A 22,995-nucleotide genomic window follows, 5' to 3' on the forward strand; every position below is an offset into this window, starting at 1 on the left:
AAATGTTTAATTAATATCAAAAATACTTTAACTTTATTTAAATGAATGCTATTGTAGTGACATGGGAGGGAAATGGGAAATGAAAAAAGATGATGTTCCAGATTGGGTTTTATCTCTAGAATTGGAAGAGATGGAATTCGTTAAAAAATTCATCGTAAGCTCGGGTTCTTTGAAGGAACTGGCGAAACATTATGATGTCTCCTATCCCACAGTTCGGATTCGCGTCGATCGGATCATTCAGAAAATCGAAGTGAATGAGAAAATCGAGAATGAACCGTTCATCGCATACATTAAACAAATGGCCATTGAAGATCGCATTACGATTGAGGATGCCAAAAAAATCATCGAAAAATATCGACTTGAGAGGGGTAACAACGAATGAACTTTATCATTTCTGCTTTATTCATCACCGTTGGATTAGGATTACAGCAACTATTATCGAGTCGAAATAATCCGTATCTTGGCGTCATTATGCCAATTTTATTGACAATCGTCATGACGTGGCGATACCTCAATGGTGGGTACAATAGTTTTCTAGCTTATGTATTAATTTTAGGATTCGGTTGGATTGTACTTTCAGTTGAATGGTCGAATGGGCGGAAATCTTTTAAAAAGAAGCAAGAAAAAGAACTAGAACGGATGCGCGTCCACGATACACTATGATGGAAAGCGTGCATATTTTCTAAAGGAAGACGATCTCAAAAGAGGTCGTTTTTTTAATGACCAGAAGAGAAAGGTACTGCAGTTCATTTCGTACATCAATATAAAGGAATGATTGGCAAAAGGAGCAAATGACTTTAACTTCCTCATCACAGAATCTGTGAATAAATAATGGTCTAAGTCACATCACGCTGAATTCATAAATTTCAATTCGAAAATAAATATAAAATTGAAGTGTGAGTAAGAATAGAAAAACAGACGGTGAAAGTATAGGAAAAGAACAAATAACGTGATAATTTGAGAATATACTACATAATCTAAAAAAAAGTGAGTGGAAAAAATGAAGCGTAAAACGATGACGTTCTTAACAGCATTGAGTGTTACCTTAACCAGCTCCTTTATGTACGAGGCATTTGCAGAGGGAAAACAAAAGGCACTGACTCCACAACAAAAAAACCAATATTATCAGCAGTATGCGGTTATTCTTCGTACTATTAATTCGCATCATCCAGATACAGATTTAGAACTCGTCGATCAAAAATCCTTTAAGGAAAAGGATTGGGTGGCGCCGAACCGTTTTCGAAAGATAGCGGAAGATCGAGTCAAAGTAAAGTTCGCATCGACGTTCGATTTCTCAAAGAAAGAATCCACATCTAAATCAAAAACGATTCATGCGAAGGGGACAACATTTGCCATTTCGATCACTGGTACATTTGATACCGCACTTCGTGAGGAGGCAGAAAGGCAAGTCTTTAAAACCATCACGTCTATGACGTCAACCGCTTCATCGAGTAAGGGGACATGGAGACAGCTTGGCTATACCGCTACTTTGATGGATGGCGGAAGAACATACGATGTGACGGTCGGTGGAGAATTCATTCAACATGGTATTTCATCCACACACAACATTCCTCTGGAGTTTTATTGTAGTGCAGAAGGTGTGATCAATTAGTTTAAAGTAGTAGGGGAAGAGACATTGATCTGTATCCTATAAAGCAGTAAAAAAGAAGCTTACATGATGTGTAAGTGTCTTTTTACTGCTTTTGTACGTGGAGGAGAAGATTCAATCGACACGTGACTTCGACATTTTTTCACAAAAATCATACGTATGATATACTAATTTATGTAAAATTGTAAAAGAGGTGAATGACATGGATGATAAAACACAAAAGATCTTACGGATATGGCTGAGTATTCCGAGATGGATGCGTATTTTCGTTCCGGTTCTCCTATCTTTACTTGTTGTACTCGGTGCCATTTTTAAAGGGATAGAGATGCTGATTCATCCTACTTCACTCTCGATCTCACTCTCGGATCTACTGATTTGTTTCATCCCGTCCCTTGTTTTAACTGTAGTGATTATAAAAAATACGAAGTAATCGACAGAACACTCATATGTATAAAGGAGATGAGACGATGGATTCGCGTAAGAAAAAAGTATATTTTGTTGGATATATTCTCTTTTTAATCGTGTTATTGATAAATTATTTGTTCGTCCCGAATACAGCATTTTATTCTGTCTTGTGGGTACTGCTTGGTCTTTTTTTAGTATTTAACATTTTTCTGTTCTTCCTTAAACCCAAAACGGATTGAGAACGAGCTGAAGTCATTTTTAGCAATTCGCTGCTCTAAAAAATAGCTATATTCAAATAGATAGGATGTATACAAAGAGGGTGATCCATTTCAATAACGGAATGGATCACCCTCTTTGCTTTGATTAAATAAGGTAAGTGATGTGGTGCTTACTCTACTCCATCTAGAGCAGCAGCTCCGATGACGCCTGCCTGTCCTTTCAATTCGGCAAGACGGATATCGACCTTTGAACGAAGGGAAGGATATACGAGTTCGCGAACACGTTCCTGTAACGCTTCCCAGTATAAATCAGCAGATCCCGTAACACCTCCTCCAACGACGATGACTTCCGGATCAATCGTGTGAATGATGTTTGCAAGTCCAGTTGCTAAATGATTAGTAAAACGATCCCTCTCTTGCGGATGAGCGAGTAATCGCTCGATGGACGAGGCGTGTCGTTCGTTAGCTCGTGACTGTAGTGCTGTACCACTGGCATATCCTTCGAGAGAACCTTTGTTCAACACAGGATGCAGTGGACCCGATGAGTCGATAATCGTATTGCCAATCTCACCAGCGTATCCATTTGCTCCACGGATTAGTTGTTTCATATAGACATAACCTCCACCGATTCCTGTACTGACGGTCACATAGTAGACAGATGATGAGTGACGTCCCGCGCCGTATAACGCTTCACCGAGAGCCGCGGCATTGGCATCGTTCTCGAGAAAGACGGGTAAGTCGAATGCGGAGGAAAGTGGGGTAACCAAGTCGACTTCATCCCATCCTGGTAAATTTGGTGGAGATAACAGAAGTCCAGTCTTCGTATCGAGTGGACCAGGCGCGGCAATTCCGATATTCGACAGGTGAAATTCCTCTGAAAAAACTTGAATGGCGTACTCGATATTTGAAAGCGTCTGGGATGGACCTGCTTTAGGATTGGTCGGAAACGACAATTGTTTAACGATTTTATGTTGATCGATCACAGCGACACGTGTTTGCGTTCCACCGAGGTCGATACCGATTCGATGAGGCGTTGTCATTTTAAGAGAAGGACCAGTGATCAAGACGAGACCGTTTCCTTTGATGAGAAAGGTGCTATTTGCCGGAAGAATCGCAGTCGCTCCGACAGACAGGAGGACGTGGTCCAATTCAATCGTACCTTCGATGACCGTGATGACGCGAAACAGACGGCTTACCTCTAAGATATGTGTCTGCCTGATCGACCACTCTTCGACAAAGAAGTCGGGTGTTTGTGTCAATCTTTTACGAAAAGGAGTGAGCATGACGGCAGGTTCCGTGTACTGGAAATGAGGAAAACGAATGATACGACGGGCTTGTTCAAGATGAAGCGGGCGTACCTTTCCCGTCACCGGATCAGACCGGTCGTAATCAAATAGTCGATAGGTCGTATCTGAATTTTGTTGAATTTCAAGGACGACACATCCTTTTGTTAACGCGTGCACTGTGCCAGCAGGTACATAGATAAAATCACCTTTAGCGATTGGCACATGCTGAAGAGACTGCAATAAAGTACCCTGATGAATGGTCTCATCAAAGTTGTTTAAGGAGGTTAACGAATGACCATAGATAAGGACGGCGTCTTCTGGACAATCTAAGATGTACCAGCATTCATTTTTACCAAATGGCTGCTTTTCAAAACGATTGGCATCCTTGTCGTTTGGATGGACTTGAACGGATAAATCCTCCGAGGCATCGATCCATTTTACCAATAGTGGAAAATCAGAGTCGGTCTCCATACCAAAAATTTCAGGGTGATTTGACCATAGTTTTTCTAAGGTGAGTCCCGTCATTGGTCCAGTCTGGACGCGTGACATGCCGTTTGGATGACTTGCTACTGTCCAGACTTCTCCCGTCCGTTGTTCTTTAGGTATCGAAAATCCATACTCTTGAAGCTTCTGTCCGCCCCAAATTCGTTCTTTTGAAAGGGGAGTAAGATAAATCGGTTTTGTCATACAAATTCCTCCTTCATCTTATTTTCAATAACAACTCTACACTTTTATAAAATAAAAATAAACAAATTAATTATCAAGTATAGACATGAATGAATTAATCCGTATAATCAAATGTGTAAGCGATTACAAATGAGGAGGGAATTGTAGATGAGAAAAATCATGTTGGCGTGTAGTTCAGGAATGTCGACGAGCATTTTGGTGTCGAAGATGCAAGAACATGCGAAGGGACTCGGAGAAGAAGCTAAAATTTGGGCAGTCGGACAAGATCAGGCGATGAAGGAGATGTCTGGTGCAGATGTCATCTTGATTGGACCACAAATGCGATTTCTATTATCAAAATTTCAGCAAGCGACAGACAAACCGGTCGAAGTCATCGATATGATGGCGTATGGAATGGCAGACGGAAAAGCAGCTTACGAACAAGCTGTGAAGTTGATGGGGTGATCGATATGCAGACGAATGAACAGACGATGGAGCAAATTGCTTTCACGATGATCTTACACAGTGGAAATGCGAGAAGTACGATTCGTGAAGCGATCGAAGTGTATAAAGATGGCACGTTTGAAGACTTCGACCAATTATTATCAAATGCAAGATCGCAATTACAAGAAGCGCATCAAGTTCACTTTAGTCAGGTCCAAAAGGAAGCAAACGGTGAGCCAACGACGCTCTCCTTATTGTTATTACATGCAGAAGATCACCTGATGTCGACGCAGACGATGCTTGATTTAACGACCGGACTCATCGAACTCATGGAACATAAGTTTTCCCAAAAATGATAAGGAGTGTTTAAGATGACTGAGAATAGTAAGTGGTTTGATTTGCTAAGTCGTTTTTTGATGCCGATGGCGGCATTTTTAAACAATAGTCGATATTTGCAGACATTACGTGATGCATTCATGCTTGCTTTTCCGATTACGATGTTTGGTTCCTTAATTGTCGTCGTCGCGAATTTACCGTTCCTTGATAAGTTCATGTCTCCGGGTGTACTAGATGCCTTTAAGACATCACTTGGAAACGCTCCATCCGCCACAATGGGCATCATGTCATTGTTCGTCGTATTCGGTATCGGTTATTATCTGTCTAAAAGTTATGAGGTCGAAGCTGTTTTCGGTGGCGTCATCGCACTTGTTTCGTTTTTATTACTTACTCCTTTCTTTGTTTCAGTCGAAAATGTCGCCGATCCAGTCGGCAATGTCATTCCACTCGACCGTCTCGGCGCAAAAGGCATGTTCCTAGCCATGATCACGGGATTCATAGCAGGAGAGATCTATCGCTTCATCGTTCAAAAAAACTGGACGATCAAAATGCCTGCCGGTGTGCCGACAGCTGTCGCCAAATCATTCTCAGCACTCGTCCCGGCATTACTTACGCTCACCGTATTCCTTGGCATTAACATTGCCGTCACTTCACTGTTAGATACGAACTTACACGATCTCATTTTCAATCTTGTTCAAAAACCACTTGTTAATCTAGGGAACGGACTCTTCCCGACGTTAATCGCCATCTTCTTCGTGCAACTATTCTGGTTTTTTGGACTGCACGGACAAGTCATCGTCAACTCGGTCATGGACCCGATTTGGAACACACTCTCTCTTGAAAACTTGAATGCGTACACGTCGAACGGAGAAATCCCGAACATCATCAGTAAACAATTCATCGAGATCTATACGGTTGGGATCGGGGGTTCCGGTTCAACACTCGCTGTCGTTGTTGCCATCTTGTTATTCATGCGATCGAAACAAATGAAACAAATCGGAAAACTGTCAATTGGACCTGGTATTTTCAACGTTAATGAACCCATGATCTTTGGACTTCCTATCGTCATGAACCCATTGATCATGATTCCATGGATCGTCGCACCGCTGATTACGGTGACCGTGACGTACTTCGCGATGTCAACGGGGATCGTCCCACCTCCGACCGGTGTTGCGGTACCGTGGACTGTCCCGATGTTCATCAGTGGAATGATGGCAACCAATTCGTTAGCTGGTGGATTGCTACAATTAGTCAACTTTGCAATCATCATGGCAGTCTGGTTCCCGTTCCTCGTCTTCATTGACCGTTTGAATTTGAAGAAAGAACGGGAAGAAGCGAATACTACTCAAGAGAAAAATCAACAGATCGGATAAAGTATACCGGATGAGTGAAAAATGAGAGATAGGATGTGCTAATGATGAATCAGATAGAGAACAAGACGACTACGATTAAAAAGTATGATTTTCCGACGGATTTCTGGTGGGGGACAGCTGCCTCTGCGACACAAACGGAAGGAGCCGCCTATGAAGGTGGAAAAGGTCCGAACATTTGGGATCACTGGTACGAGGTCGAACCGAACCGCTTCTTTGATGGTGTCAGTGCTTCAGTAGCATCTGACTTTTACTATCAATACAAACAAGACATTGCCTTGATGAAAGAGCTCGGGCACAATTCGTTTCGACTATCGATTTCTTGGTCGCGTCTATTTCCAACGGGAGAAGGAACCATCAATCCGGAAGCGGTCGATTTCTACAATCGTGTCATTGACGCGTTGATTGAAGCTGGGATCGAACCGTTCGTTAATTTATATCATTTTGATATGCCGCTTGCCTTACAAGAAAAGGGAGGATGGGAGAGCAGGGAAGTCGTGATGCATTATGTTGCGTATGCCAAAACCTGCTTTGAACTGTTCGGTGACCGTGTCGGCAAATGGTTCACCCATAACGAACCAATCGTCCCGGTCGAGGGGGGATACTTGTACGATTTTCATTATCCGAACGTCGTAGATTTTAAACGAGCGGTCCAGGTCGCCTATCATTCGATTCTATCAAGTGCCCTTGCAATCGAAGCATACAGAGATACACGACAAACAGGAAAAATCGGAATTATTCTCAACCTGACTCCCTCTTATCCGAGAAGTCAAAATGAAGCGGATCGACAAGCAGCGTATCTAGCGGACATCTTGTTCAATCGTTCTTTCCTCGATCCGTCCGTTTTAGGTACTTTCCCTGCTGAATTAATCGAACTGTTAAAAGAGCAGGATGCCCTCCCGGCGATGGGTGAAACGGACCGAAAAAAAATCGAGACGTACACCGTTGATATCCTCGGCATCAACTACTATCAGCCGAGACGTATCAAAGTAAAAGAACATCTTCCGAATCCGAAAGCACCGTTCATGCCAGAGCATCTTTTCGATTATTATGAAATGCCGGGACGCAAGATGAATCGACATCGTGGTTGGGAAATTTACGAAAAGGGTGTGTATGACATCCTGACGAACTTACGTGAGAATTATGGAAACATCGAGTGCTTCATTTCAGAAAACGGGATGGGAGTGGAAGGAGAAGAACGCTACCGAGACACGGACGGTAGTATCCAGGATGATTACCGGATTGACTTCATCGCGGAACATTTGAAATGGGTGCATCATGCATTAGAGGAAGGATCGAACGTCAAAGGATATCACCTTTGGACGTTCATGGACAATTGGTCGTGGAGTAATGCCTATAAGAACCGATATGGTTTCGTCGGTGTCGATTTGACGAATCAAACGCGTACAGTAAAAAAGAGTGGTTACTGGTTCAAGCATCTCATCGAAGAAAATGGATTCGAAGGATAAGAAGAAAGGATCGGGGTATATCTAGCCCTGATCCTTATTTTTTGTTATATTATATGTATATGTCTATACATGGGGTGTTGTCATGTCTAATAAAAAGAAACCAAAGTATGAAAAAATTGCAGATGAATTACGAGAACGGATTCTTCATGGCGGATACAATGTGGAAGAAGCGATGCCAGACGAGATTCAACTAGCAGAAGAGTTTGAGGTCAGCCGGATGACCATGAAACGTGCTCTAGAAATCCTCGTACTCGAGGGGATCATCTATCGACAACGAGGACAAGGGACGTTCATTTTACCGTCAAGCTTTTCCCAAGGAAGAATCAATGTATTAAACAAAGAGTCACAAGGGTTGACAAAGCTGCTCGGAGAGCGGGCTGTCAGAAGTGAAGTTCTTCAGTTCGAGGTTCGTTTTCCGGAAGCCGAGGTCGCACGCCATCTGATGATCGAGAAGACCGATCCCGTTTATGAGATACGGCGTGTTCGATATGTTGACGACGAACCATACGTGATCGAACACACGTTTATGCCGTCTTCATTAATTACCGGAGTAACGCGAGAAGTTCTTGATAGTTCGATTTACCGGTATATCCAAGAAGAACTCGGTTATACGATCACGAGCTCGCATAAGATGATTCGGGCAGACAAGCCGAATCAATGGGATCATGAATATCTCGGGAACGAGGAGACCGATCCTGTCATCGAAGTAGAGCAAGTCGTATTCCTTGGTAACGGAAAACCGTTCGAGTATTCGTTTTCACGCCATCGTTATGATAAGTTCGTCTTTACGTCTGTCCATATCGGCAGATGATAAGATTTAATCTGTTTGAGATTAAAGCGATACGTGATCATGTCAATCATTCAAAAGATATGTTACTTTTTCATCAGGAACAAAATGGTTTATATCGATTTGATGATCAGCTAACGTTAATGGATTATAAACTGAAACAAGTGCTCGATCGTGACGGTCATTCACGGGAGATCATGCAATTTGTTCTTGGATCAGCTACGATTATGAAGCATGATCAGTTCGAGTCGGAACGTCATTTGAAGAGTAGTGTAATAATTGAAGATTCGCTTGAAAATTTAAAAATATGGCTCTTCAAGATACGTCGACAAGAGATGAGTCGATTTCAAGTCAAACAAATAAAGGTCAGAAAACAATCAGAAGCGATTAAAGTATATGCATGAAAGAGAGTGGCAGGAATATGCGAAGTATATGGACGATCTGAACTATTTGAAGCGAGTCACGTGTATAAATTTTCGGATGGTGACCCTGATCATACTGAACATGTCGTAGCAATTTGTCCGCACTGTCATGCTCGCATTCATCGCTGAATAGATGGTAGTACGTATAATCAGAAATTAATAAAAAAATTGATGCAAAGGAAAATTCTTTTCGATTCAGACGAATTTATTAAGATAATTTTATACGAAAGGAATAAACTGATGGGCATCTAAATTTCATCAAAAAAGTCTGCATCTGTACAAGATGTAGACTTTTTTGATGAACGTTATATTAGTTTTTCAATACGTAACACGTGTTTAAGTGTATGCCATGTTTCTTCTAACTCAGGTTTTTCAAAAATATAAATAATTAATCCATCTCGATTTCTCGTCAAAATGACACGATAGGCATCATTTGGAATGGAATGCTGTAAGGCTTGCGAAAACTGATGTTGATCGATCTGTAAAAAATCTTGAATCGTACCACTCCATCCAACTGACATGTTTAACACTCCAAACGATGAGAATTTTAGAAAAACAAATGTATACGTAGATAACGTTATAGGTTCTTAAAAATGGTCTATGAACAAACTGAAACTTACTTTTTTATGGATAGATGGAAAATAAATCTATATAATTATTTTATAAGCGTTATACGATACAATCATTTCAACAATAAGGTGGTAAATAATTTTGAGAATACGTCTAGCGTTCTTTTTATCAATACTCATTTGTTGTGTATCAGGATGTACATCCCAACCGACGCAGTCGACTGAGAAACCCAAGTCCACTATTCGAGAAGTTGAACTAGCAAAAGACCAGCATGCAAAAATCATTACATTGTACCCAGCCTATATCGACTACTTCACAAAAGTTCAGAAAAAGATGAAGGACACAAACGTCACGGACGAGGACCTACAGCGAATCTTCGATAAAACCGTCCGTCGGGAACTGGATCGCATTCAGAAAGAGCAGGATATCTTTCTTGATTTCAAGGGGTTCAATGACGTTTTTTCCGCCACTTCTTATTTGAACGATTTAAAAAGATTGACGAAACGTTTGATGCATGAAGAGAAAGAAAATATGAAAGCTGTTCATGAGGCACTCCGAAAATCAGCTGACCACCTTCCTGGTAAAGATAAGATTATCCTGATGCTACCCTTATCGGAAGAGCATCGATACGCCGCAAAGGCGACGAGCGGGCTGATTGGTTTTACGATGAGCGATGGTAGTATGGTGATTATGTTAGGTGAAGAGTATACGCATGAGATACTGGAGTACGTTGTTGCGCATGAGTATAATCATTCCGTAGTGAACGAACATCCTGAAATCAGACAACCAAGTTCCATCGACTATCTCATATTCGAAGGTAAAGCGGAGGTGTTTGCGAAGGAACTTTATCCTAAAGCGCCCCCTATAGAAACAGAAAAGATGGCTTTCAACGATAAAAAGAAGATACTCGAACAGGTTAAGAACAACTCCTTAAGCTACGAAGAACTTAGCACTGGAAGTGAAGCGAAGGATGTCCCTCGATTAACTGTTTACAGTTTAGGAACGGAGTTAATGTCAGATTTCCGACAAAAAAAATCTGAGCAGACACTGCAAGAGTTTTCATTAACACCAGTTTCAGATGTCATTCATGAAGGAAAGTTTAAATTGATTCTTGAGTAAAGAGGAGAAGGTGCATAAAAAACACTGACGTTTGAAGCGAAAAAGTAAATACTTTCAATCTAGAAGGTCAAAACGCCAAAAGCAACCGAAGATATAATAGAGAATGTGAAGAGCATACTCTCAGATAAAGTTATGCTGAAATGACTGCGTGACGATCTATTGGATATATAAGAATGTTTTCTCTCTTACATATACTCTGAGGGAGCGTTCTTATTGGACTGTCACATCTTTGTAAGAGCTTAGACATTCGTTATCCAATTCGATCGATTCGATTTTATGCGAAAATCCCTAAAAAATTCAAGACAGATAGTACAAATAAAATTAAAAGAACCATCATTAAAATAAAAGCTAACATTTTGCCTATACCTCGATTACTAAAGATAGCAGCTAATAAAGCAAGGACCAGACCACCAATGAGGATGGCGTCGCCCCAAAATCCATTAATCGGGAATGTAAAAAGTACCAAGAAAGTAAGAACCATTAATCCGATAGAAATCCAGCCAAGTTTTGCTCTCAAGAGAAGACCCCCTTTTATTTGTATAAATTTCATTATCAGTATACAAAAAATGGGATGTTATTCAAGCAATTAGAGGTGTACGTCTCTCTTCTAAACGCCTGTCATCCTATCTCACTTACTTAATGATAACTATGAATCATCCTCTTATACGTATCGTAAATTTTGATTAGGTTAGTTTTTTGATTAGGTTAGTTTTTTTATATTGATAAGCATTTTTGGTGAAAATCCTTAAAGTAAACTTACTTTTTAGTACAAATATAAGGTCGTATGGTAGAGTGATGATTGTCAACTATTAGCTATGAATAAAGGAGATTTGAAGATGTTATCTTGGCTCGGTATACATAAAGTAGAGAAACAAAGACATCAATTTTTTGGGAATATTGAAAAGCGGACTATAACTTTAGTTTTACTGACGTCCGTGTTGGTTTCATATGGAATCAAGATGTTGTTTACGTATGTAATTCCATTCGCATATTTGAAGGATCCCATCGTTGCTGTTTTGCCGGGAATAATTGGAGTATTGTTTGCTGTAATATACGTATTAGTTCTAGAGAGACGACTTCAAGAGAAACACGATGAAAACATGAAGCAAGGCTGACGAATTAATAACATAAATTGATAGATTCATGCTTGGAGGTACTTATCATGTTTACAGTCGAAAACTATATTGATTCAATTAAGATCCATCTTGAAAAGCAGTCAGGTTTAGTGGAGGACCAACTCCAGAAAATCTTTTCTTATCCGTTCTCTAAGGACATCGAAGTACTGGACTTCACAGCATTCATTGAACCGACTAGATTCGAACTTTCGGTCATCATGTTCTCAATGGATAAAGAAGCAAATGAAGTATTTAACGAAGGAAACGATTCAACTGTTTTTGCTGGGAGCGAAGATGTATTACAAGAAGTCGAATATCATCAAATGAACGACAGTCAACTCGAGGTTTTTTTGAGTTTCATGAGCAAAATGAAGAAAAGTTAATTCCACAAGAACAAAGCGTTTTTGCACAATGGTTCAGATTGTGCTGGGAAAAAGCTGGTGGAGCGTCACTAAATCTTCCATCGTACTTTACGATACACGATAGTGATGATTCTCTTGATTTAAAAAACAATTGTTGGATGGATGCTGAAGAAAAATGGTCTTGATGAAATAAGAATGGTAAGCTTCCTAAAAAAGTAGACAGCTTTGATATTTCAACTGTCTACTTTTTTAGGAAGCTTTTACTATAGCTACATCTAGATTTTGATAGGTCAAAAACAATACATCATTTTCGTCACGATGGGTGAGGATGGAATTAAGTCAATCGCCTCGCTCTTCGAGTTTTCAGTCACGCCCTTGAATAGTTGAAGGACAAAATATCGCATGGGAGTATTCTCTACATTTGATAATCGAACAAAGTGGACACGCTAACCAGAAGAACTAAGGATGAAAGCTTTACATGCGGTTCTGACTCAAAAGCAATCGCTCTCTAGCGCTAAAGTATTTTTGGTAGGAATCATATAGTAGAACGATGTTCAGCTCACTATCTTGGTTGATCACTGCGGTCTTTGCTCTTACTTGATCACTTGAGTGTTATTCCTTACACGCAGATAGAATCAATAAAGGGATACAGATAATGGGTACGATTAAGAGTTTCAACATACGATTGTTCTTTCGGTCATTTACTAAATCAACATATTACTGTGGTAGTGTACTTATGATATTTTATGAAACGCAGACTGCTTATAGAACGTAAATGGATAAATAACATGATATCTATTAAAACAGGAGAAAGGAGCAACGACCTTGAACGATTCCATCGTGTATGTCGTGATTTTAATCCCCATGCTAGTGTTTGCGATCGTTTTATCAAGAGGAAAGGGTGCCTCATTGCTTGCAGGATATAATACGATGTCAGAGAGTAAAAAGGAAACATATGACGAAGTCGCCCTGTGTAAATTCATGGGAAAGATCATGTATGGGATTAGCTTTAGCCTATTATTGATCGCATTCAGTGAGATATCTGGATATTCGTTTTTATTCGTAGTAGGCTTCGTTCTACTCGTGTTTTTTATAATTTTTGCAGGCGTCTATACGAATACGAAGAATCGATTTAAAAAAGGACTGTAAATTCGTCTAAGTCAGTATGTCCTTAGTCGTTTAAATCATAATTTAATTTAGAGAAAGGGCGACTAATCTTAAAATCGAAGTCAATCAACGTCTGTATATCATTTTTTTGACGATAAAGTTCTCTCATGAATTGTAAGAAGATGTAGCGACATGTGTATAAATCGTCTCCTGTATCTTCTCGCATCGCTCCGTAATTAATCTCCTCACCAAGCGAATCATACACGATCGTCTCAAACTCCAGATTCGTATGCCACATGAAATCTAAAAACCCATGCAGTACTGCTTTTTTATAGGTCTCTAGTGAAAAAGTAGCCAAGAGTTGATTTTGATAATGAAATTCTACTTGTTTTTTTCGATAGAAAAATCGAATCATGAACTGGTTAGAAATTTCTTCGTTTTCATATGGAAGTGACCAATCGAACTTTTCGATGTCATGCAAATCATTCGTGGTCACACTTTTTATTAACGCATGCCAAAATTGGAATAGCTCGCTCACGTGTGCGTTAAAAGGGAGAGGCATTCCCTCTATACAAAAGACGACTTTTCCAGCAGGATAGCCGCCAGCTCGACCAAAAGCATAGTTAAAGATATCGTTGTCGATCGTATGGGTCATCTCTACGAATCCTGGATAAGTGTGATTCACATCATGCTCTTCTTTTTCAGGCGGAATTTCAAGATAGCTTTTAATTTCGAGATTCATAAAAACGTCCTTTCTGTTATCTCATAAGAGTAAAGCTTTAATAGTTGCTGTTGTCGCTCACTAGAACGAATGAAGCGTCATCAATATTATAAGCGAAAATATACATGGGTGAATTCGTCGTCTCAATCGCCTCAACTAAAGTCCATCCTAATTTTTTATAATATGCTGAAGCGTTTTCTGTTTTTAAATAGATTGTTGTGATCTGTCGTGATTTGGCGTAAACGATTAATTGATTGATCAGTTGCTGCGCGATCCCTTGATTCCGATAGACTTTTTCAACGAATAAAGAAGCGAGCCAAGGCGTATAGGCTGGTCGTTCCTTCAAGTCATTTTCAAAGAGAGAGACGGTTCCGATACACGTGACATCATCTAAGGCAATCAACGTCACAGGATACGACTCATCTGATTTTTTGTCCAAAAAGGCTTTTATTTGTTCATAGGGTGTCGTTCCTTTTTTCTTTTGAACGAATTCGGTATGAATCATTGTGGCAACTACTTCTAATTGTTCAGGATGATTCGATAATGTATCAATGATCATCTTTTCATCCTCCTTTCTACAATTGTTATATCGATCCGTCCTGCAACAGTTATTTAAAACAATACATCTGTCCTCATCAGAATAAAGGAGTTTTAAAATGAACTTAGAACAATACTTGCAACAACATTTTGGGAAGGTGAACTTATTTGATCGTTCCTTTGTCAAGAAGGATTTAGTATTCCACGTAGATTTAGTGAAGGATCTTTATCAGCTAAAGGATAATTTAGATGAAATCAATGAAGAATACTTCAAACAGGTATACAAAAAATCAAACGAACTGTTTGAAGATGTATTCCGAGAAGAGGAGTCCCTTTATTTAATTGTGCATGTGAGAAGTGAGCGCGGTAAGTATCAACAGTCAGCGACGAAAGTGTTTCGTCAGTTAAGACGTAGAGCAGATAAATACAACATAAAGTTTGTAGAGAAAGTGATGGATGAGGAAGAGCAAGTGATCGAATATGCCGTGTTATTACCGAACAAAAACGCATTAGATTACAAGCGTTTAATCAAAGCGATTTGCCATCAGGATTTCCCACCGCTGCAACCAAGATTTCGTCAAACATATACATACTATCCGGAAGTCTTTTTCGTGAACGTAGATCGAAAAATCGTCATGAATATCTATGATGATCGCGGTTGTTTCCTACTGTTCGGTGATTCAGCAACGTATGACGTGTTCAAGAAGAAATATCGTAATGATATCAGCTAATCGAATGTAATCGCTTCTAGAAATACTTAAGCTAGTGCCAAGAAGCCGATCACTGAAAAAATAAAAAGCACCAATAGAGAAGTGAGTAATGTTAACGCAATGATTTTCCCCGTATTTCTTAGACTTATGATGGCGCACACTAGCGCAAGCAATAGTCCAGCTAACATATAGTTCGTACCCCAAAAACCATTGAACGGTAAGAGCTTAACAGTGAGGAAAGTGAAAACCACAATACCGATTGAGATCCATCCTAGGTGCTTTCGCATACACGAGTCTCCTTTAATAAGCAGAATATATAGCCATAATTTGGCTTGAATTAATCATATCATTACAAATGTTGGGATATAAAGAGTTTTCAATAGATGCTTGAATATAGGACGCATTACATTCTTATCATGCAAAGGTTTAACGAAATAATCCTTAATTTCAAATCAACTGATGCATTACATGATTTGTTAATTGCAGTGGTGTCAATGTTTTACAAAACTATACGTTATGTTAAGATATGTGAATCGAAGGATAAAGACAGTAGGAACCTCAGTTCATAGAGGCTTTTACTGTCTTTTACTATTTTCGAAAGGGGTAGGCATCTATGAAAAAGCAAGTATTGCAAAAAATGAAGGCAATTCTGTTGATGAGTCTTCATTTTGGATTCATCTATTTATTGATGAATCCAGTGAACCTCGGGAGTGTTGAAGAAAATCTGTTCATGACGATCTTCGTTCTGATCGAGGTTTATGTCGTAACGGTCTTTTATACGAGTTTGATTTTTTTAGGGATCGGGACACCGTTATCATTAGGGATTGAATATATCGTGAGTCAGCAAAAGCATAAGCGTAGATGGTCGATTGTCCTGCACCTGCTGTTAGGAGGAGTTCTGTCGTTAATAATTCTTCTTCTATTTGGCATTTTGCCACCATTTTCAGCGTGGATGGATACGGAGATTCTATTGAAAGTTGTCTTCTTATTGTTCTATCCAGTAGGGTCTCTTTTCGTATTTGAACGATTGATCGATCGTCGGAAATCAACTCGTCACGAAACATACCAACAAGCAGGAAACCATTGAGCATTCATCGAGCAACAAACAATCCCTCACTCTAATCAGAATGAGGGATTGTTTCGTTTCATCCTTAGATTGTCAACTCGATCACATTACCTTCCGGGTCTGCGACCGTACTTTCGTAATACCCGTCACCCGTCGTCCGGGGACCGTCAAGATGTTGTACACCTGTGTTCTGTAACCGAGCCGTCCAGTCGTCGACCGCTTGTTTGCTGCCGAGCGAAAAGGCGAAGTGGGCATACCCGAGCGCATTCATCGTCCGTTCCGTGATATCTGTCCGTTGCATCAACTCAAGACGCGCACCACTCGAGAACGTCAGGAAATACGACATGAACCCTTTCGCCGGATTATGATACCGCTCGCCTGCCGTTGCATCAAAATGTGTTTCGTAGAATTGACGCATCCCGTCAAGGTCTGCCACCCAGAGGGCGATATGTTCAATCTTCATCTCCATTCCTCCTTTTTTCAAGACGCTTTTGCCAATCGCTGTCTGAACAACATCCGGTTCAACCCTTCCGTAGCGACCAGCATCAAGAAGATGAGACTGATCGTAAACCAATGGAACAACGATAAGGAATAGGACGTCGCCAGCCATCCGAACAATGGCGGCATGAAGGTACTACCGGTATAGGCGAATGCCATTTGTACCCCCATCAGCCGTTGCGCTGCAGCCTCCCCGAAGCGAACCGGCGTCTCATGGAGCATTGCTGGGTAAATCGGTGCGAGACCAAGCCCGACAAGTACGAAACCAAGCGGCATCCAGGCAGCGGGTGCGAGGATGAAACAGGCGGCTCCGACGAATGCCGTCCATTGACCGACACGAATCAAACGACGATTCGACCAGCGCAGCGACAGAAAACCACTGATGAATCGACCCACGGTGATACTTCCGTAGTAGACGGAAATCCACGTCGCTGCTGATGTTACGGAAAAGGACCGGACTTGGACAAGATAACTACTGCCCCACAGCCCGACGACGGCCTCGACGCCGCAATAAAAGCAAAACGCTGCGAGAGCGGCAATCAATCCACGTGGTTTTCCAGAAGACGTATTCACGGTCTGAACCTGTTCGGACACCTGTTTCGGAGCCCGCTTCCAGAGTGGTAAGCTGACGATCAAGATGATCATCAAAACGAGTTGCAATACGCCGACGACGAGGTAACCAACACGCCAACCGGAATCGAGCAATACGCCAGCCATGATGAGTGGACCAGCTGTCGCACCAATGCCCCAGAAGCAATGGAGCCAGTTCATATGATGCGCTTGATAATGGGTGGCAACAAAATGATTCAACGCCGCGTCGACGACTCCAGCACCCAGTCCAAGCGGAATCGCAAGGACGAAGAGCCAAATCAAGGACGGAGCAACGTAAAAACCAATCAATGTCAGTGCCGTCAAACCGGCAGAAGCTGCCGTGATCGGACCCGTTGAATAACGTTCGATCAGACGACCGCTAAACAGACTCGAAACAATCGTTCCTGCAGCAATCGTCATAAAGAGCCAACCTGCCATGTCGAGCGGTGCTTCGAGATCGAGCCGCATCACGGGCCACGCCGTACCGAGTAACGCATCCGGCAGACCGAGACTGATAAAAGCGAGATAAATCAAAGGTAATAGTAGACGGGTCATCGGGCGAGACCTCCTAACGGAATTTGTTCAATGAATGACTGGATGCTCAGTTGCATCAAACCATCTAAATAATCGGTTTCCCAGTCGCCTTGCCGCAACTGAGGTAATTTGTCGAGCGGAAAGCGCTTGGCGCATCGTTCCGTCAGCCGAGCTAATCCGTCATCCGAGACATCGGACGACGTAAATAAGATGGCATCCGGATTCAAGGTGACGCTAAACGAGAGGATGATCCGACTTAACGCTTCATACCAGTCGTCAGAGTGTGGTGTAGTCGTCGCGAGGACTTGTCCGACATTTCGCTTGTCGTCAAACGGGATGAACGAGATCTCTCCAGCGAAGTGATGCGCTCCGCGGATGACATGACCGGAAACGGCGACGCCGGCTCCCGGTCCGTTCGTTCCGAGATACACATAGACAGTCGTCTCGTTATCAGAAGCTTGGGCACGAACCGCAGCGTTCATATCATTTTCGATGACGACGGGTCGCCCGAACCGTTCCGTCAGTTCTTGTTGCAAGGGGCGACCGTCTAGCGTCGGATAATCCGGGGCGAACAGGATCGTGCCGGTGGTATCAACGGCACCGGCAACACCAATCGCAAGCGTTTGAACATCTGGATGATCGTCGAGTAATGTTGATAGCGTTTTCAATAAATGAGATCCATGATCCGTCGAATCGAAGTTCAGGCGATCCGTTGCGATCAGATGACCACCGACGTCGTGGATGCGATACTGCAGATACGTGCGTTCGAGATAAAGAGCGAGTCCGTGGAAGTGATCCGCGCGATAGCGATACCGTTTTGCCGGACGCCCTCCGCGAACCAATTCAAGTGGTGTCTCTTCAATTTCCCGAGCAGCGATCATCTGATCGATCTGTTTGCTTGCAGTCGGAAAACTGACATCCAAGACTTGACGAATCGCAGGGATCGTATCCAGATGGTCGACTAAAAAAGCGTGACGTGTAAGTGAAATGAGTTCAGTCAAACAAAGACCTCCAATCTAAATCACTTATTAAAAAAGTTTAATAAGTTTTGATTTGAGTATAGCAGGTCGGAAGAAAAAGACAAGTTTAAAAAAGAGGTGTAGGATAAGAATATTTAGAGAAATAACGTTTCATCCTATCGTTGTCTGGATATATAAAAAGAAGATAAAAAAATTTTAGTCATATATCTTTAATTCATACTATTCCGATTTGTAATATCTTGGATAGCCTGTAACAGGAGGTAGATGGCGAGAGGAGCTTGTAATCATGACCACCCAACTTTCAACCGACCTAGGATCCCAAGAAATTTTAGCCTCCCTGCGAGATAACGTCGCGATGATTCGATTCGATCGGCAACGTCGTGTCGTCGATGTCAATGGTTTGTTCGCAAAGACGATGAAGTATAAACGAGAAGAGATGATCGGGATGCAGCATCATCTCTTCTGCACGACGGAGTTTGCAATGAGTGACAGTTACCAAGCATTTTGGCAGAAGCTGTTTAGTGGCTTCAGTACGGCAGATAAAATTGAACGCATCGATGCGCATGGTCAATCGATTTGGCTAGAAGCAACCTATATGCCGATTTACGATGGAACGGAAGTGACCGGTGTTTTGAAAATTGCCTCAGATATTACGGATCGTCAGCAGACGATTCAAAAGTTCGCGACTTCGTTTGACACGATTGCTAGTGATTTGAATACGCGATCGACGCATGGCGAGCAGGAAAGCGAAGCGTTACGGCGAACGATCGAACAGATGGCCGAGACGACCCGTGATAACCATCAGACGATTGAACGACTGCAACGCCAGGCACAGGACATCGCTCAAGTGACGGAGACGATCAAAACAATTGCGTCACAGACGAATCTCTTGTCACTCAATGCATCGATCGAGGCAGCGCGAGCCGGAGAACACGGCAAAGGATTCAATGTCGTCGCGACTGAAGTCAGAAATCTCTCAAAGCTCGTCGAACAAGCCGTCGTCGATGTCCGACAGACGACGCAGCGAATGAATGATGAACTGCAGCGGATTGCCCGTGCGATGACGCAAGCAACGTCGGATGCACAAGCAAGCGTCACGGTCGTCGCAGAAACGGTCGATCGCTTCCATGACGTTCAGAGTGCGGCATCGACGTTAACGGAGACAGCGCGAGACTTTACAAAAGCAATTTAAGTGAGAGACGGCATTCCGGTAACGGAGTGCCTTTTTGTATAAAAAAGTACCTCTACACTTTGGAATAATATGTTAATATACTACAAAACGGAAAGGGAGCGAACTACTGATGAATATCCGCACTGCTCGACCTGACGATTTTCAGGCATTGATTCCATTGTTCCAGCAAATTCACGATCAACACGTCGCCTTACGACCCGATCATTACCGTCCGCACGAGATGCCGGTTCCGGAAGACTTATTTCTGTCGCAACTCGAGAATCCGGATTTTGCATTACTCGTTGCGGAACAAGGCGGGCTTGCCGGTGTGATCGTCCTAAAGGAAGACATCGTCGAAGGAAGCGGCTTCGTCTTCGATAAGCATTACTTACGCATCATCAGTCTCGTCGTTGCGGATACGCATCAAAAACAAGGCGTCGGGAGACGATTGATGCAAGCCGCTTACGCACATGCGGAAACGATTGGCTGTGACAAAATCGAACTCGGCGTCGATGACGCCAATCAAGAAGCGATCGCCTTTTACGAGGCACTTGGAATGGCTGTCCGCTCGAGACGAATGGAATGGAACGTGACGTCAAGCAGGGAAACGACAACGTGATGTCAAACAACAGGTACTAGAAAGGAGAGAGGTCATGTTCAGATTACAAGTATCCAATCACGTATCGCTTCAATTAATCGAACGGCACCATGCGGAAGGATTGTTCGCCCTCGTCGATGCCAATCGCCCCCATCTCCGCGAATGGCTCGGTTGGGTCGATGGTGCAACAGAGGCAAGTACATATCAGGAGAGCGTCATTCCAGCATGGCTGCAACAGTTCGCCGATGGTAACGGCTTTACATGCGGCATCTATCTTGAGGACGAGCTCGTTGGAACGATCAGTTTACATGAAATTAATCGGCATCTCGGGCAAACGTCGATCGGCTATTATCTAGGAGAAAAGGGCCTACGAAAAGGTGTCATGACGGACGTCGTCCGGTTCGTCACGAACTATTGTTTCGAGACGCTCGGCTTAAACCGTGTCGTCATCGAGTGTGCGACCGGAAACGTCCGGAGCAGACGAATCCCGGAACGACTCGGCTTCACGGAAGAAGGCGTCTTACGGGACGCTGAGAAATTGTACGGGACGTATCACGACATCCAGGTCTATGCGATGTTACGACGGGACTGGACGAAAACGCAGGAGGTGGCAGCATGCGCATCGAGCAAATGAATCAAGCGACCTATGAGTCGTATCTACCGGTAGCAATCGAGGAATATGCGGCAGATAAGTGTCGCGCTGGTACGTGGTCAGAGAACGAGTCGCTTGAGAAGGCGACTGAAGAGTTCGCGGCGCTGTTGCCAGAAGGTCTGAAAACGAAGGATCATTATTTGTTTACGTTTCGTGATGAGACAGATAGCGACATCGGGATGGTTTGGGTCCATGTGACGGAAGAATCACGCGGACGTTCCGCCTTCATCTTCGACGTCAAGATTACGTCCGACAAGCAGAACCAAGGCTACGGCAAGAAAGCGCTCCGATCACTAGAAGTGATATTAAAACGGATGAACGTCAAGAAAATCTCCTTACATGTCTTCGCGCATAACGAACGGGCGATTCATGTGTATGACTCGCTTGGGTACGAGAAGACGGATTATCATATGTCGAAACGTCTCGATGTCAGCCATTAAAAAGCTTCCTCTTGCGCAAGCAGGAGGAAGCTTTTTCGTTTAACGCCACGTCTGTAATGTATTCGCGAACTGAATGTTCGTCTCCAGTTCACCTGTGATCTCGCTTGCTGTGAAGTCATTGCCAGCGAGCCAGTCGGCAAAGTCGAATGTGACCGGTTCCTGATCACCACCGAGCGCAAACCAGACCTTCAACTCTTCCGGAAAGTAGGCAGACGTATGAATCGTTCCCGCCCACTGGGCATATAAATCAGCGAAGACGCCTTTATCGGTATCGTTGAGTAGTCGAAAAGCGGACTCCGCATCTTGAATCATGTGTTGATGGGTCTTCAACTCCATCATCCGACGTTTCGAGTCATCGAGGTGATAGCGGTTTTCATGCTGTAGCAAATCGAAGTGATTGGTGCACATGTTCGATTCCCGTACTTGGACGTCGCGTGCTGTCGCCTCGATGACGAACGAACGCGCGGATTTATCATGGACGACGTACGTGAACGATCCGCGATGCGGAATCTCCTTGACGAGTGAGATCGCATCGTCGACCGACGTGCACATCTCGAGGATGATCCGCCCGATCATGAAGCTGACGAACCCATCGCCCGGACGGCGACGATTAATGAAGTTATAGCCCATCGCAAGCCCATGTTCATTCATCCCGTCCATCCGACCGGTCACCCGCGATGCGGGACCGATGATTGCTGAGCCACCATCATTCGGTTGAAAGACGGAAAATCGACCATCATATGTCATCGGATGGTAATCATAGTTACGGACGAGGAAATTATCACCGGTCATGATCGAACAACCACTTTTCGGTCCTTCGACCCGGTAATGCCCGAAATGGAGTAACGTATCCGGAAGCGACAGTTCAAGTTCGTCCTGGAGTCCAAGTAACTCGTCCCAAATATGCGGGGCGTACCGGAGAAACATCTCCTTCGTCTCGACCGGATCGACTTGAAAGCGCGGAACACGGATCTTCCAGTTGTCCTCCCGGTTATGGAGCAACTGGTTTCGTTTGACGTAACGCCCTTGTTCGCGACCGAACTCATAATGACTGCCGCGGAATTGTGTGATCTCATTGGCTACACGTTGCATGGAATCCATCCTTTCTTCACCTGCTGTATGCTGATTATATCGAACACGAGAGAGAAAGTCGTACGGCAGGGCTTTGCTTGAGCACATCAAAATATAGGAATATTGAAAAATCAATCAACT

Annotated in this window: 28 protein-coding genes; 19 read left to right on the top strand and 9 right to left on the bottom strand. The window is 42.9% G+C overall.

Annotated features, from left to right (window positions below; translation table 11 throughout):
- The first annotated feature begins 79 nt into the window (after positions 1-79).
- The 3 genes from ASF99_RS06595 to ASF99_RS06605 all read left to right on the top strand — a co-directional run bounded on the left by ASF99_RS06595 (position 80) and on the right by ASF99_RS06605 (position 1,612).
- On the top strand, positions 80-382 hold the full coding sequence (locus tag ASF99_RS06595; RefSeq protein WP_055967957.1) for a DUF2089 family protein: 303 nt from the start codon (positions 80-82) through the stop codon (positions 380-382).
- Entirely contained in the window at positions 379-663 is a 285-nt protein-coding gene (locus ASF99_RS06600) for a hypothetical protein (protein WP_055967960.1), read from the top strand. The genes ASF99_RS06595 and ASF99_RS06600 overlap by 4 nt, the downstream gene beginning before the upstream one ends.
- A 337-nt stretch (positions 664-1,000) precedes the next feature.
- Positions 1,001-1,612 (top strand): hypothetical protein, encoded by a 612-nt coding sequence (locus tag ASF99_RS06605; RefSeq protein WP_156357192.1) that lies wholly within the window; start codon positions 1,001-1,003, stop codon positions 1,610-1,612.
- 790 nt (positions 1,613-2,402) lie between these two features.
- Here the strand turns inward: ASF99_RS06605 and ASF99_RS06615 are convergent.
- On the bottom strand, positions 2,403-4,205 hold the full coding sequence (locus tag ASF99_RS06615; RefSeq protein WP_055967968.1) for a type I phosphomannose isomerase catalytic subunit: 1,803 nt from the start codon (positions 4,203-4,205) through the stop codon (positions 2,403-2,405).
- Positions 4,206-4,352: 147 nt separating this feature from the next.
- Here ASF99_RS06615 and ASF99_RS06620 point away from each other — a divergent pair, with 147 nt between their 5' ends.
- The 6 genes from ASF99_RS06620 (at position 4,353) to ASF99_RS06645 (ending at position 8,994) form a co-directional block, all read left to right on the top strand.
- Positions 4,353-4,649 (top strand): PTS sugar transporter subunit IIB, encoded by a 297-nt coding sequence (locus tag ASF99_RS06620; protein WP_023468230.1) that lies wholly within the window; start codon positions 4,353-4,355, stop codon positions 4,647-4,649.
- Between the two features lie 5 nt (positions 4,650-4,654).
- Entirely contained in the window at positions 4,655-4,984 is a 330-nt protein-coding gene (locus ASF99_RS06625; RefSeq protein ID WP_041255102.1) for a PTS lactose/cellobiose transporter subunit IIA, read from the top strand.
- A 15-nt stretch (positions 4,985-4,999) separates the two neighbouring features.
- The gene (gene celB, locus ASF99_RS06630) at positions 5,000-6,337 is read left to right on the top strand and encodes a PTS cellobiose transporter subunit IIC (protein ID WP_023468232.1); all 1,338 of its coding nucleotides are present in this window, start codon (positions 5,000-5,002) and stop codon (positions 6,335-6,337) included.
- Between the two features lie 41 nt (positions 6,338-6,378).
- Positions 6,379-7,803, top strand: a complete 1,425-nt coding sequence (locus ASF99_RS06635; protein ID WP_369792083.1) for a glycoside hydrolase family 1 protein — start codon at positions 6,379-6,381, stop codon at positions 7,801-7,803.
- A gap of 82 nt (positions 7,804-7,885) precedes the next feature.
- Positions 7,886-8,614 (top strand): GntR family transcriptional regulator, encoded by a 729-nt coding sequence (locus tag ASF99_RS06640; RefSeq protein WP_023468234.1) that lies wholly within the window; start codon positions 7,886-7,888, stop codon positions 8,612-8,614.
- Between the two features lie 119 nt (positions 8,615-8,733).
- Complete coding sequence (locus ASF99_RS06645) at positions 8,734-8,994, top strand: hypothetical protein (RefSeq protein ID WP_217448906.1); 261 nt, start codon at positions 8,734-8,736, stop codon at positions 8,992-8,994.
- 323 nt (positions 8,995-9,317) lie between these two features.
- Here ASF99_RS06645 and ASF99_RS06650 read toward each other — a convergent pair whose 3' ends face one another.
- Complete coding sequence (locus ASF99_RS06650) at positions 9,318-9,533, bottom strand: hypothetical protein (protein WP_023468236.1); 216 nt, start codon at positions 9,531-9,533, stop codon at positions 9,318-9,320.
- A 190-nt stretch (positions 9,534-9,723) separates the two neighbouring features.
- Between ASF99_RS06650 and ASF99_RS06655 the strand changes: the two genes are divergently transcribed.
- Positions 9,724-10,701: a DUF2268 domain-containing protein gene (locus ASF99_RS06655; RefSeq protein ID WP_023468237.1), complete on the top strand. Its 978-nt coding sequence runs from the start codon at positions 9,724-9,726 to the stop codon at positions 10,699-10,701.
- Between the two features lie 274 nt (positions 10,702-10,975).
- Here the strand turns inward: ASF99_RS06655 and ASF99_RS06660 are convergent, their stop codons facing one another.
- Positions 10,976-11,218 carry a hypothetical protein gene (locus tag ASF99_RS06660; RefSeq protein WP_023468238.1) on the bottom strand — a complete coding sequence of 81 codons (243 nt, stop codon included), beginning with the start codon at positions 11,216-11,218 and terminating at the stop codon, positions 10,976-10,978.
- Positions 11,219-11,537: 319 nt separating this feature from the next.
- Between ASF99_RS06660 and ASF99_RS06665 the strand changes: the two genes are divergently transcribed.
- The 3 genes from ASF99_RS06665 (at position 11,538) to ASF99_RS06675 (ending at position 13,327) form a co-directional block, all read left to right on the top strand.
- Positions 11,538-11,816, top strand: coding sequence for a hypothetical protein (locus ASF99_RS06665; RefSeq protein WP_023468239.1), 279 nt, complete (start codon positions 11,538-11,540; stop codon positions 11,814-11,816).
- 47 nt (positions 11,817-11,863) lie between these two features.
- Complete coding sequence (locus ASF99_RS06670; protein ID WP_055967971.1) at positions 11,864-12,199, top strand: hypothetical protein; 336 nt, start codon at positions 11,864-11,866, stop codon at positions 12,197-12,199.
- Between the two features lie 843 nt (positions 12,200-13,042).
- Positions 13,043-13,327, top strand: coding sequence for a DUF3784 domain-containing protein (locus ASF99_RS06675; RefSeq protein WP_051353626.1), 285 nt, complete (start codon positions 13,043-13,045; stop codon positions 13,325-13,327).
- Positions 13,328-13,349: 22 nt separating this feature from the next.
- Here ASF99_RS06675 and ASF99_RS06680 read toward each other — a convergent pair whose 3' ends face one another.
- Together ASF99_RS06680 and ASF99_RS06685 are read right to left on the bottom strand one after the other, a co-directional pair.
- Positions 13,350-14,027, bottom strand: coding sequence for a hypothetical protein (locus tag ASF99_RS06680; protein ID WP_023468242.1), 678 nt, complete (start codon positions 14,025-14,027; stop codon positions 13,350-13,352).
- A 37-nt stretch (positions 14,028-14,064) separates the two neighbouring features.
- Complete coding sequence (locus tag ASF99_RS06685) at positions 14,065-14,565, bottom strand: GNAT family N-acetyltransferase (RefSeq protein ID WP_023468243.1); 501 nt, start codon at positions 14,563-14,565, stop codon at positions 14,065-14,067.
- Between the two features lie 97 nt (positions 14,566-14,662).
- Here ASF99_RS06685 and ASF99_RS06690 point away from each other — a divergent pair, with 97 nt between their 5' ends.
- Together ASF99_RS06690 and ASF99_RS06705 are read left to right on the top strand one after the other, a co-directional pair.
- A complete protein-coding gene (locus ASF99_RS06690; RefSeq protein WP_055967974.1) occupies positions 14,663-15,274 on the top strand; it encodes a DUF3885 domain-containing protein in 612 nt (203 codons plus the stop codon).
- 592 nt (positions 15,275-15,866) lie between these two features.
- Complete coding sequence (locus ASF99_RS06705) at positions 15,867-16,340, top strand: hypothetical protein (RefSeq protein ID WP_023468247.1); 474 nt, start codon at positions 15,867-15,869, stop codon at positions 16,338-16,340.
- Between the two features lie 64 nt (positions 16,341-16,404).
- Here the strand turns inward: ASF99_RS06705 and ASF99_RS06710 are convergent, their stop codons facing one another.
- The 3 genes from ASF99_RS06710 to ASF99_RS06720 are packed head-to-tail and all read right to left on the bottom strand — an operon-like array spanning position 16,405 to position 18,943.
- Positions 16,405-16,782 carry a VOC family protein gene (locus tag ASF99_RS06710; protein WP_055967979.1) on the bottom strand — a complete coding sequence of 126 codons (378 nt, stop codon included), beginning with the start codon at positions 16,780-16,782 and terminating at the stop codon, positions 16,405-16,407.
- A gap of 17 nt (positions 16,783-16,799) precedes the next feature.
- Positions 16,800-17,963, bottom strand: coding sequence for an MFS transporter (locus tag ASF99_RS06715; protein WP_055967982.1), 1,164 nt, complete (start codon positions 17,961-17,963; stop codon positions 16,800-16,802).
- Positions 17,960-18,943, bottom strand: coding sequence for an ROK family protein (locus ASF99_RS06720; protein WP_055967985.1), 984 nt, complete (start codon positions 18,941-18,943; stop codon positions 17,960-17,962). The genes ASF99_RS06715 and ASF99_RS06720 overlap by 4 nt, the downstream gene beginning before the upstream one ends.
- A gap of 265 nt (positions 18,944-19,208) precedes the next feature.
- Between ASF99_RS06720 and ASF99_RS06725 the strand changes: the two genes are divergently transcribed.
- The 4 genes from ASF99_RS06725 (at position 19,209) to ASF99_RS06740 (ending at position 21,783) form a co-directional block, all read left to right on the top strand.
- Positions 19,209-20,114, top strand: a complete 906-nt coding sequence (locus ASF99_RS06725; protein WP_055967988.1) for a methyl-accepting chemotaxis protein — start codon at positions 19,209-19,211, stop codon at positions 20,112-20,114.
- A gap of 109 nt (positions 20,115-20,223) precedes the next feature.
- On the top strand, positions 20,224-20,712 hold the full coding sequence (locus ASF99_RS06730; protein ID WP_055967992.1) for a GNAT family N-acetyltransferase: 489 nt from the start codon (positions 20,224-20,226) through the stop codon (positions 20,710-20,712).
- A 34-nt stretch (positions 20,713-20,746) separates the two neighbouring features.
- Positions 20,747-21,325: a GNAT family N-acetyltransferase gene (locus ASF99_RS06735; RefSeq protein WP_055967995.1), complete on the top strand. Its 579-nt coding sequence runs from the start codon at positions 20,747-20,749 to the stop codon at positions 21,323-21,325.
- Entirely contained in the window at positions 21,307-21,783 is a 477-nt protein-coding gene (locus ASF99_RS06740) for a GNAT family N-acetyltransferase (protein WP_055967998.1), read from the top strand. Before ASF99_RS06735 ends, ASF99_RS06740 begins: the two co-directional genes overlap by 19 nt.
- Positions 21,784-21,822: 39 nt before the next feature.
- On the opposite strand, the gene ASF99_RS06745 is transcribed toward ASF99_RS06740, so the two are convergent.
- The gene (locus tag ASF99_RS06745; RefSeq protein WP_023468255.1) at positions 21,823-22,875 is read right to left on the bottom strand and encodes a C45 family autoproteolytic acyltransferase/hydolase; all 1,053 of its coding nucleotides are present in this window, start codon (positions 22,873-22,875) and stop codon (positions 21,823-21,825) included.
- Positions 22,876-22,995 lie beyond the last annotated feature (120 nt).

The organism is Exiguobacterium sp. Leaf187, from assembly GCF_001423925.1.
Lineage (GTDB): Bacteria > Bacillota > Bacilli > Exiguobacteriales > Exiguobacteriaceae > Exiguobacterium_A > Exiguobacterium_A indicum.

Excerpts from the sequence above, each read along its gene's own strand:
- ASF99_RS06715 (WP_055967982.1), bottom strand. The coding sequence starts at position 17,963 with ATGACCCGTCTACTATTACCTTTGATTTATCTCGCTTTTATCAGTCTC.
- ASF99_RS06645 (WP_217448906.1), top strand. The coding sequence starts at position 8,734 with ATGGATTATAAACTGAAACAAGTGCTCGATCGTGACGGTCATTCACGG.
- ASF99_RS06685 (WP_023468243.1), bottom strand. The coding sequence starts at position 14,565 with ATGATCATTGATACATTATCGAATCATCCTGAACAATTAGAAGTAGTT.
- ASF99_RS06745 (WP_023468255.1), bottom strand. The coding sequence starts at position 22,875 with ATGCAACGTGTAGCCAATGAGATCACACAATTCCGCGGCAGTCATTAT.
- ASF99_RS06735 (WP_055967995.1), top strand. The coding sequence starts at position 20,747 with ATGTTCAGATTACAAGTATCCAATCACGTATCGCTTCAATTAATCGAA.
- ASF99_RS06595 (WP_055967957.1), top strand. The coding sequence starts at position 80 with ATGAAAAAAGATGATGTTCCAGATTGGGTTTTATCTCTAGAATTGGAA.
- ASF99_RS06725 (WP_055967988.1), top strand. The coding sequence starts at position 19,209 with ATGACCACCCAACTTTCAACCGACCTAGGATCCCAAGAAATTTTAGCC.
- ASF99_RS06680 (WP_023468242.1), bottom strand. The coding sequence starts at position 14,027 with ATGAATCTCGAAATTAAAAGCTATCTTGAAATTCCGCCTGAAAAAGAA.
- ASF99_RS06705 (WP_023468247.1), top strand. The coding sequence starts at position 15,867 with ATGAAAAAGCAAGTATTGCAAAAAATGAAGGCAATTCTGTTGATGAGT.
- ASF99_RS06620 (WP_023468230.1), top strand. The coding sequence starts at position 4,353 with ATGAGAAAAATCATGTTGGCGTGTAGTTCAGGAATGTCGACGAGCATT.
- ASF99_RS06690 (WP_055967974.1), top strand. The coding sequence starts at position 14,663 with ATGAACTTAGAACAATACTTGCAACAACATTTTGGGAAGGTGAACTTA.
- ASF99_RS06600 (WP_055967960.1), top strand. The coding sequence starts at position 379 with ATGAACTTTATCATTTCTGCTTTATTCATCACCGTTGGATTAGGATTA.
- ASF99_RS06625 (WP_041255102.1), top strand. The coding sequence starts at position 4,655 with ATGCAGACGAATGAACAGACGATGGAGCAAATTGCTTTCACGATGATC.
- ASF99_RS06670 (WP_055967971.1), top strand. The coding sequence starts at position 11,864 with ATGTTTACAGTCGAAAACTATATTGATTCAATTAAGATCCATCTTGAA.
- ASF99_RS06640 (WP_023468234.1), top strand. The coding sequence starts at position 7,886 with ATGTCTAATAAAAAGAAACCAAAGTATGAAAAAATTGCAGATGAATTA.
- ASF99_RS06605 (WP_156357192.1), top strand. The coding sequence starts at position 1,001 with ATGAAGCGTAAAACGATGACGTTCTTAACAGCATTGAGTGTTACCTTA.
- ASF99_RS06730 (WP_055967992.1), top strand. The coding sequence starts at position 20,224 with ATGAATATCCGCACTGCTCGACCTGACGATTTTCAGGCATTGATTCCA.
- ASF99_RS06615 (WP_055967968.1), bottom strand. The coding sequence starts at position 4,205 with ATGACAAAACCGATTTATCTTACTCCCCTTTCAAAAGAACGAATTTGG.
- ASF99_RS06740 (WP_055967998.1), top strand. The coding sequence starts at position 21,307 with ATGCGCATCGAGCAAATGAATCAAGCGACCTATGAGTCGTATCTACCG.
- ASF99_RS06635 (WP_369792083.1), top strand. The coding sequence starts at position 6,379 with ATGATGAATCAGATAGAGAACAAGACGACTACGATTAAAAAGTATGAT.
- ASF99_RS06650 (WP_023468236.1), bottom strand. The coding sequence starts at position 9,533 with ATGTCAGTTGGATGGAGTGGTACGATTCAAGATTTTTTACAGATCGAT.
- ASF99_RS06665 (WP_023468239.1), top strand. The coding sequence starts at position 11,538 with ATGTTATCTTGGCTCGGTATACATAAAGTAGAGAAACAAAGACATCAA.
- ASF99_RS06675 (WP_051353626.1), top strand. The coding sequence starts at position 13,043 with ATGCTAGTGTTTGCGATCGTTTTATCAAGAGGAAAGGGTGCCTCATTG.
- ASF99_RS06710 (WP_055967979.1), bottom strand. The coding sequence starts at position 16,782 with ATGAAGATTGAACATATCGCCCTCTGGGTGGCAGACCTTGACGGGATG.
- celB (WP_023468232.1), top strand. The coding sequence starts at position 5,000 with ATGACTGAGAATAGTAAGTGGTTTGATTTGCTAAGTCGTTTTTTGATG.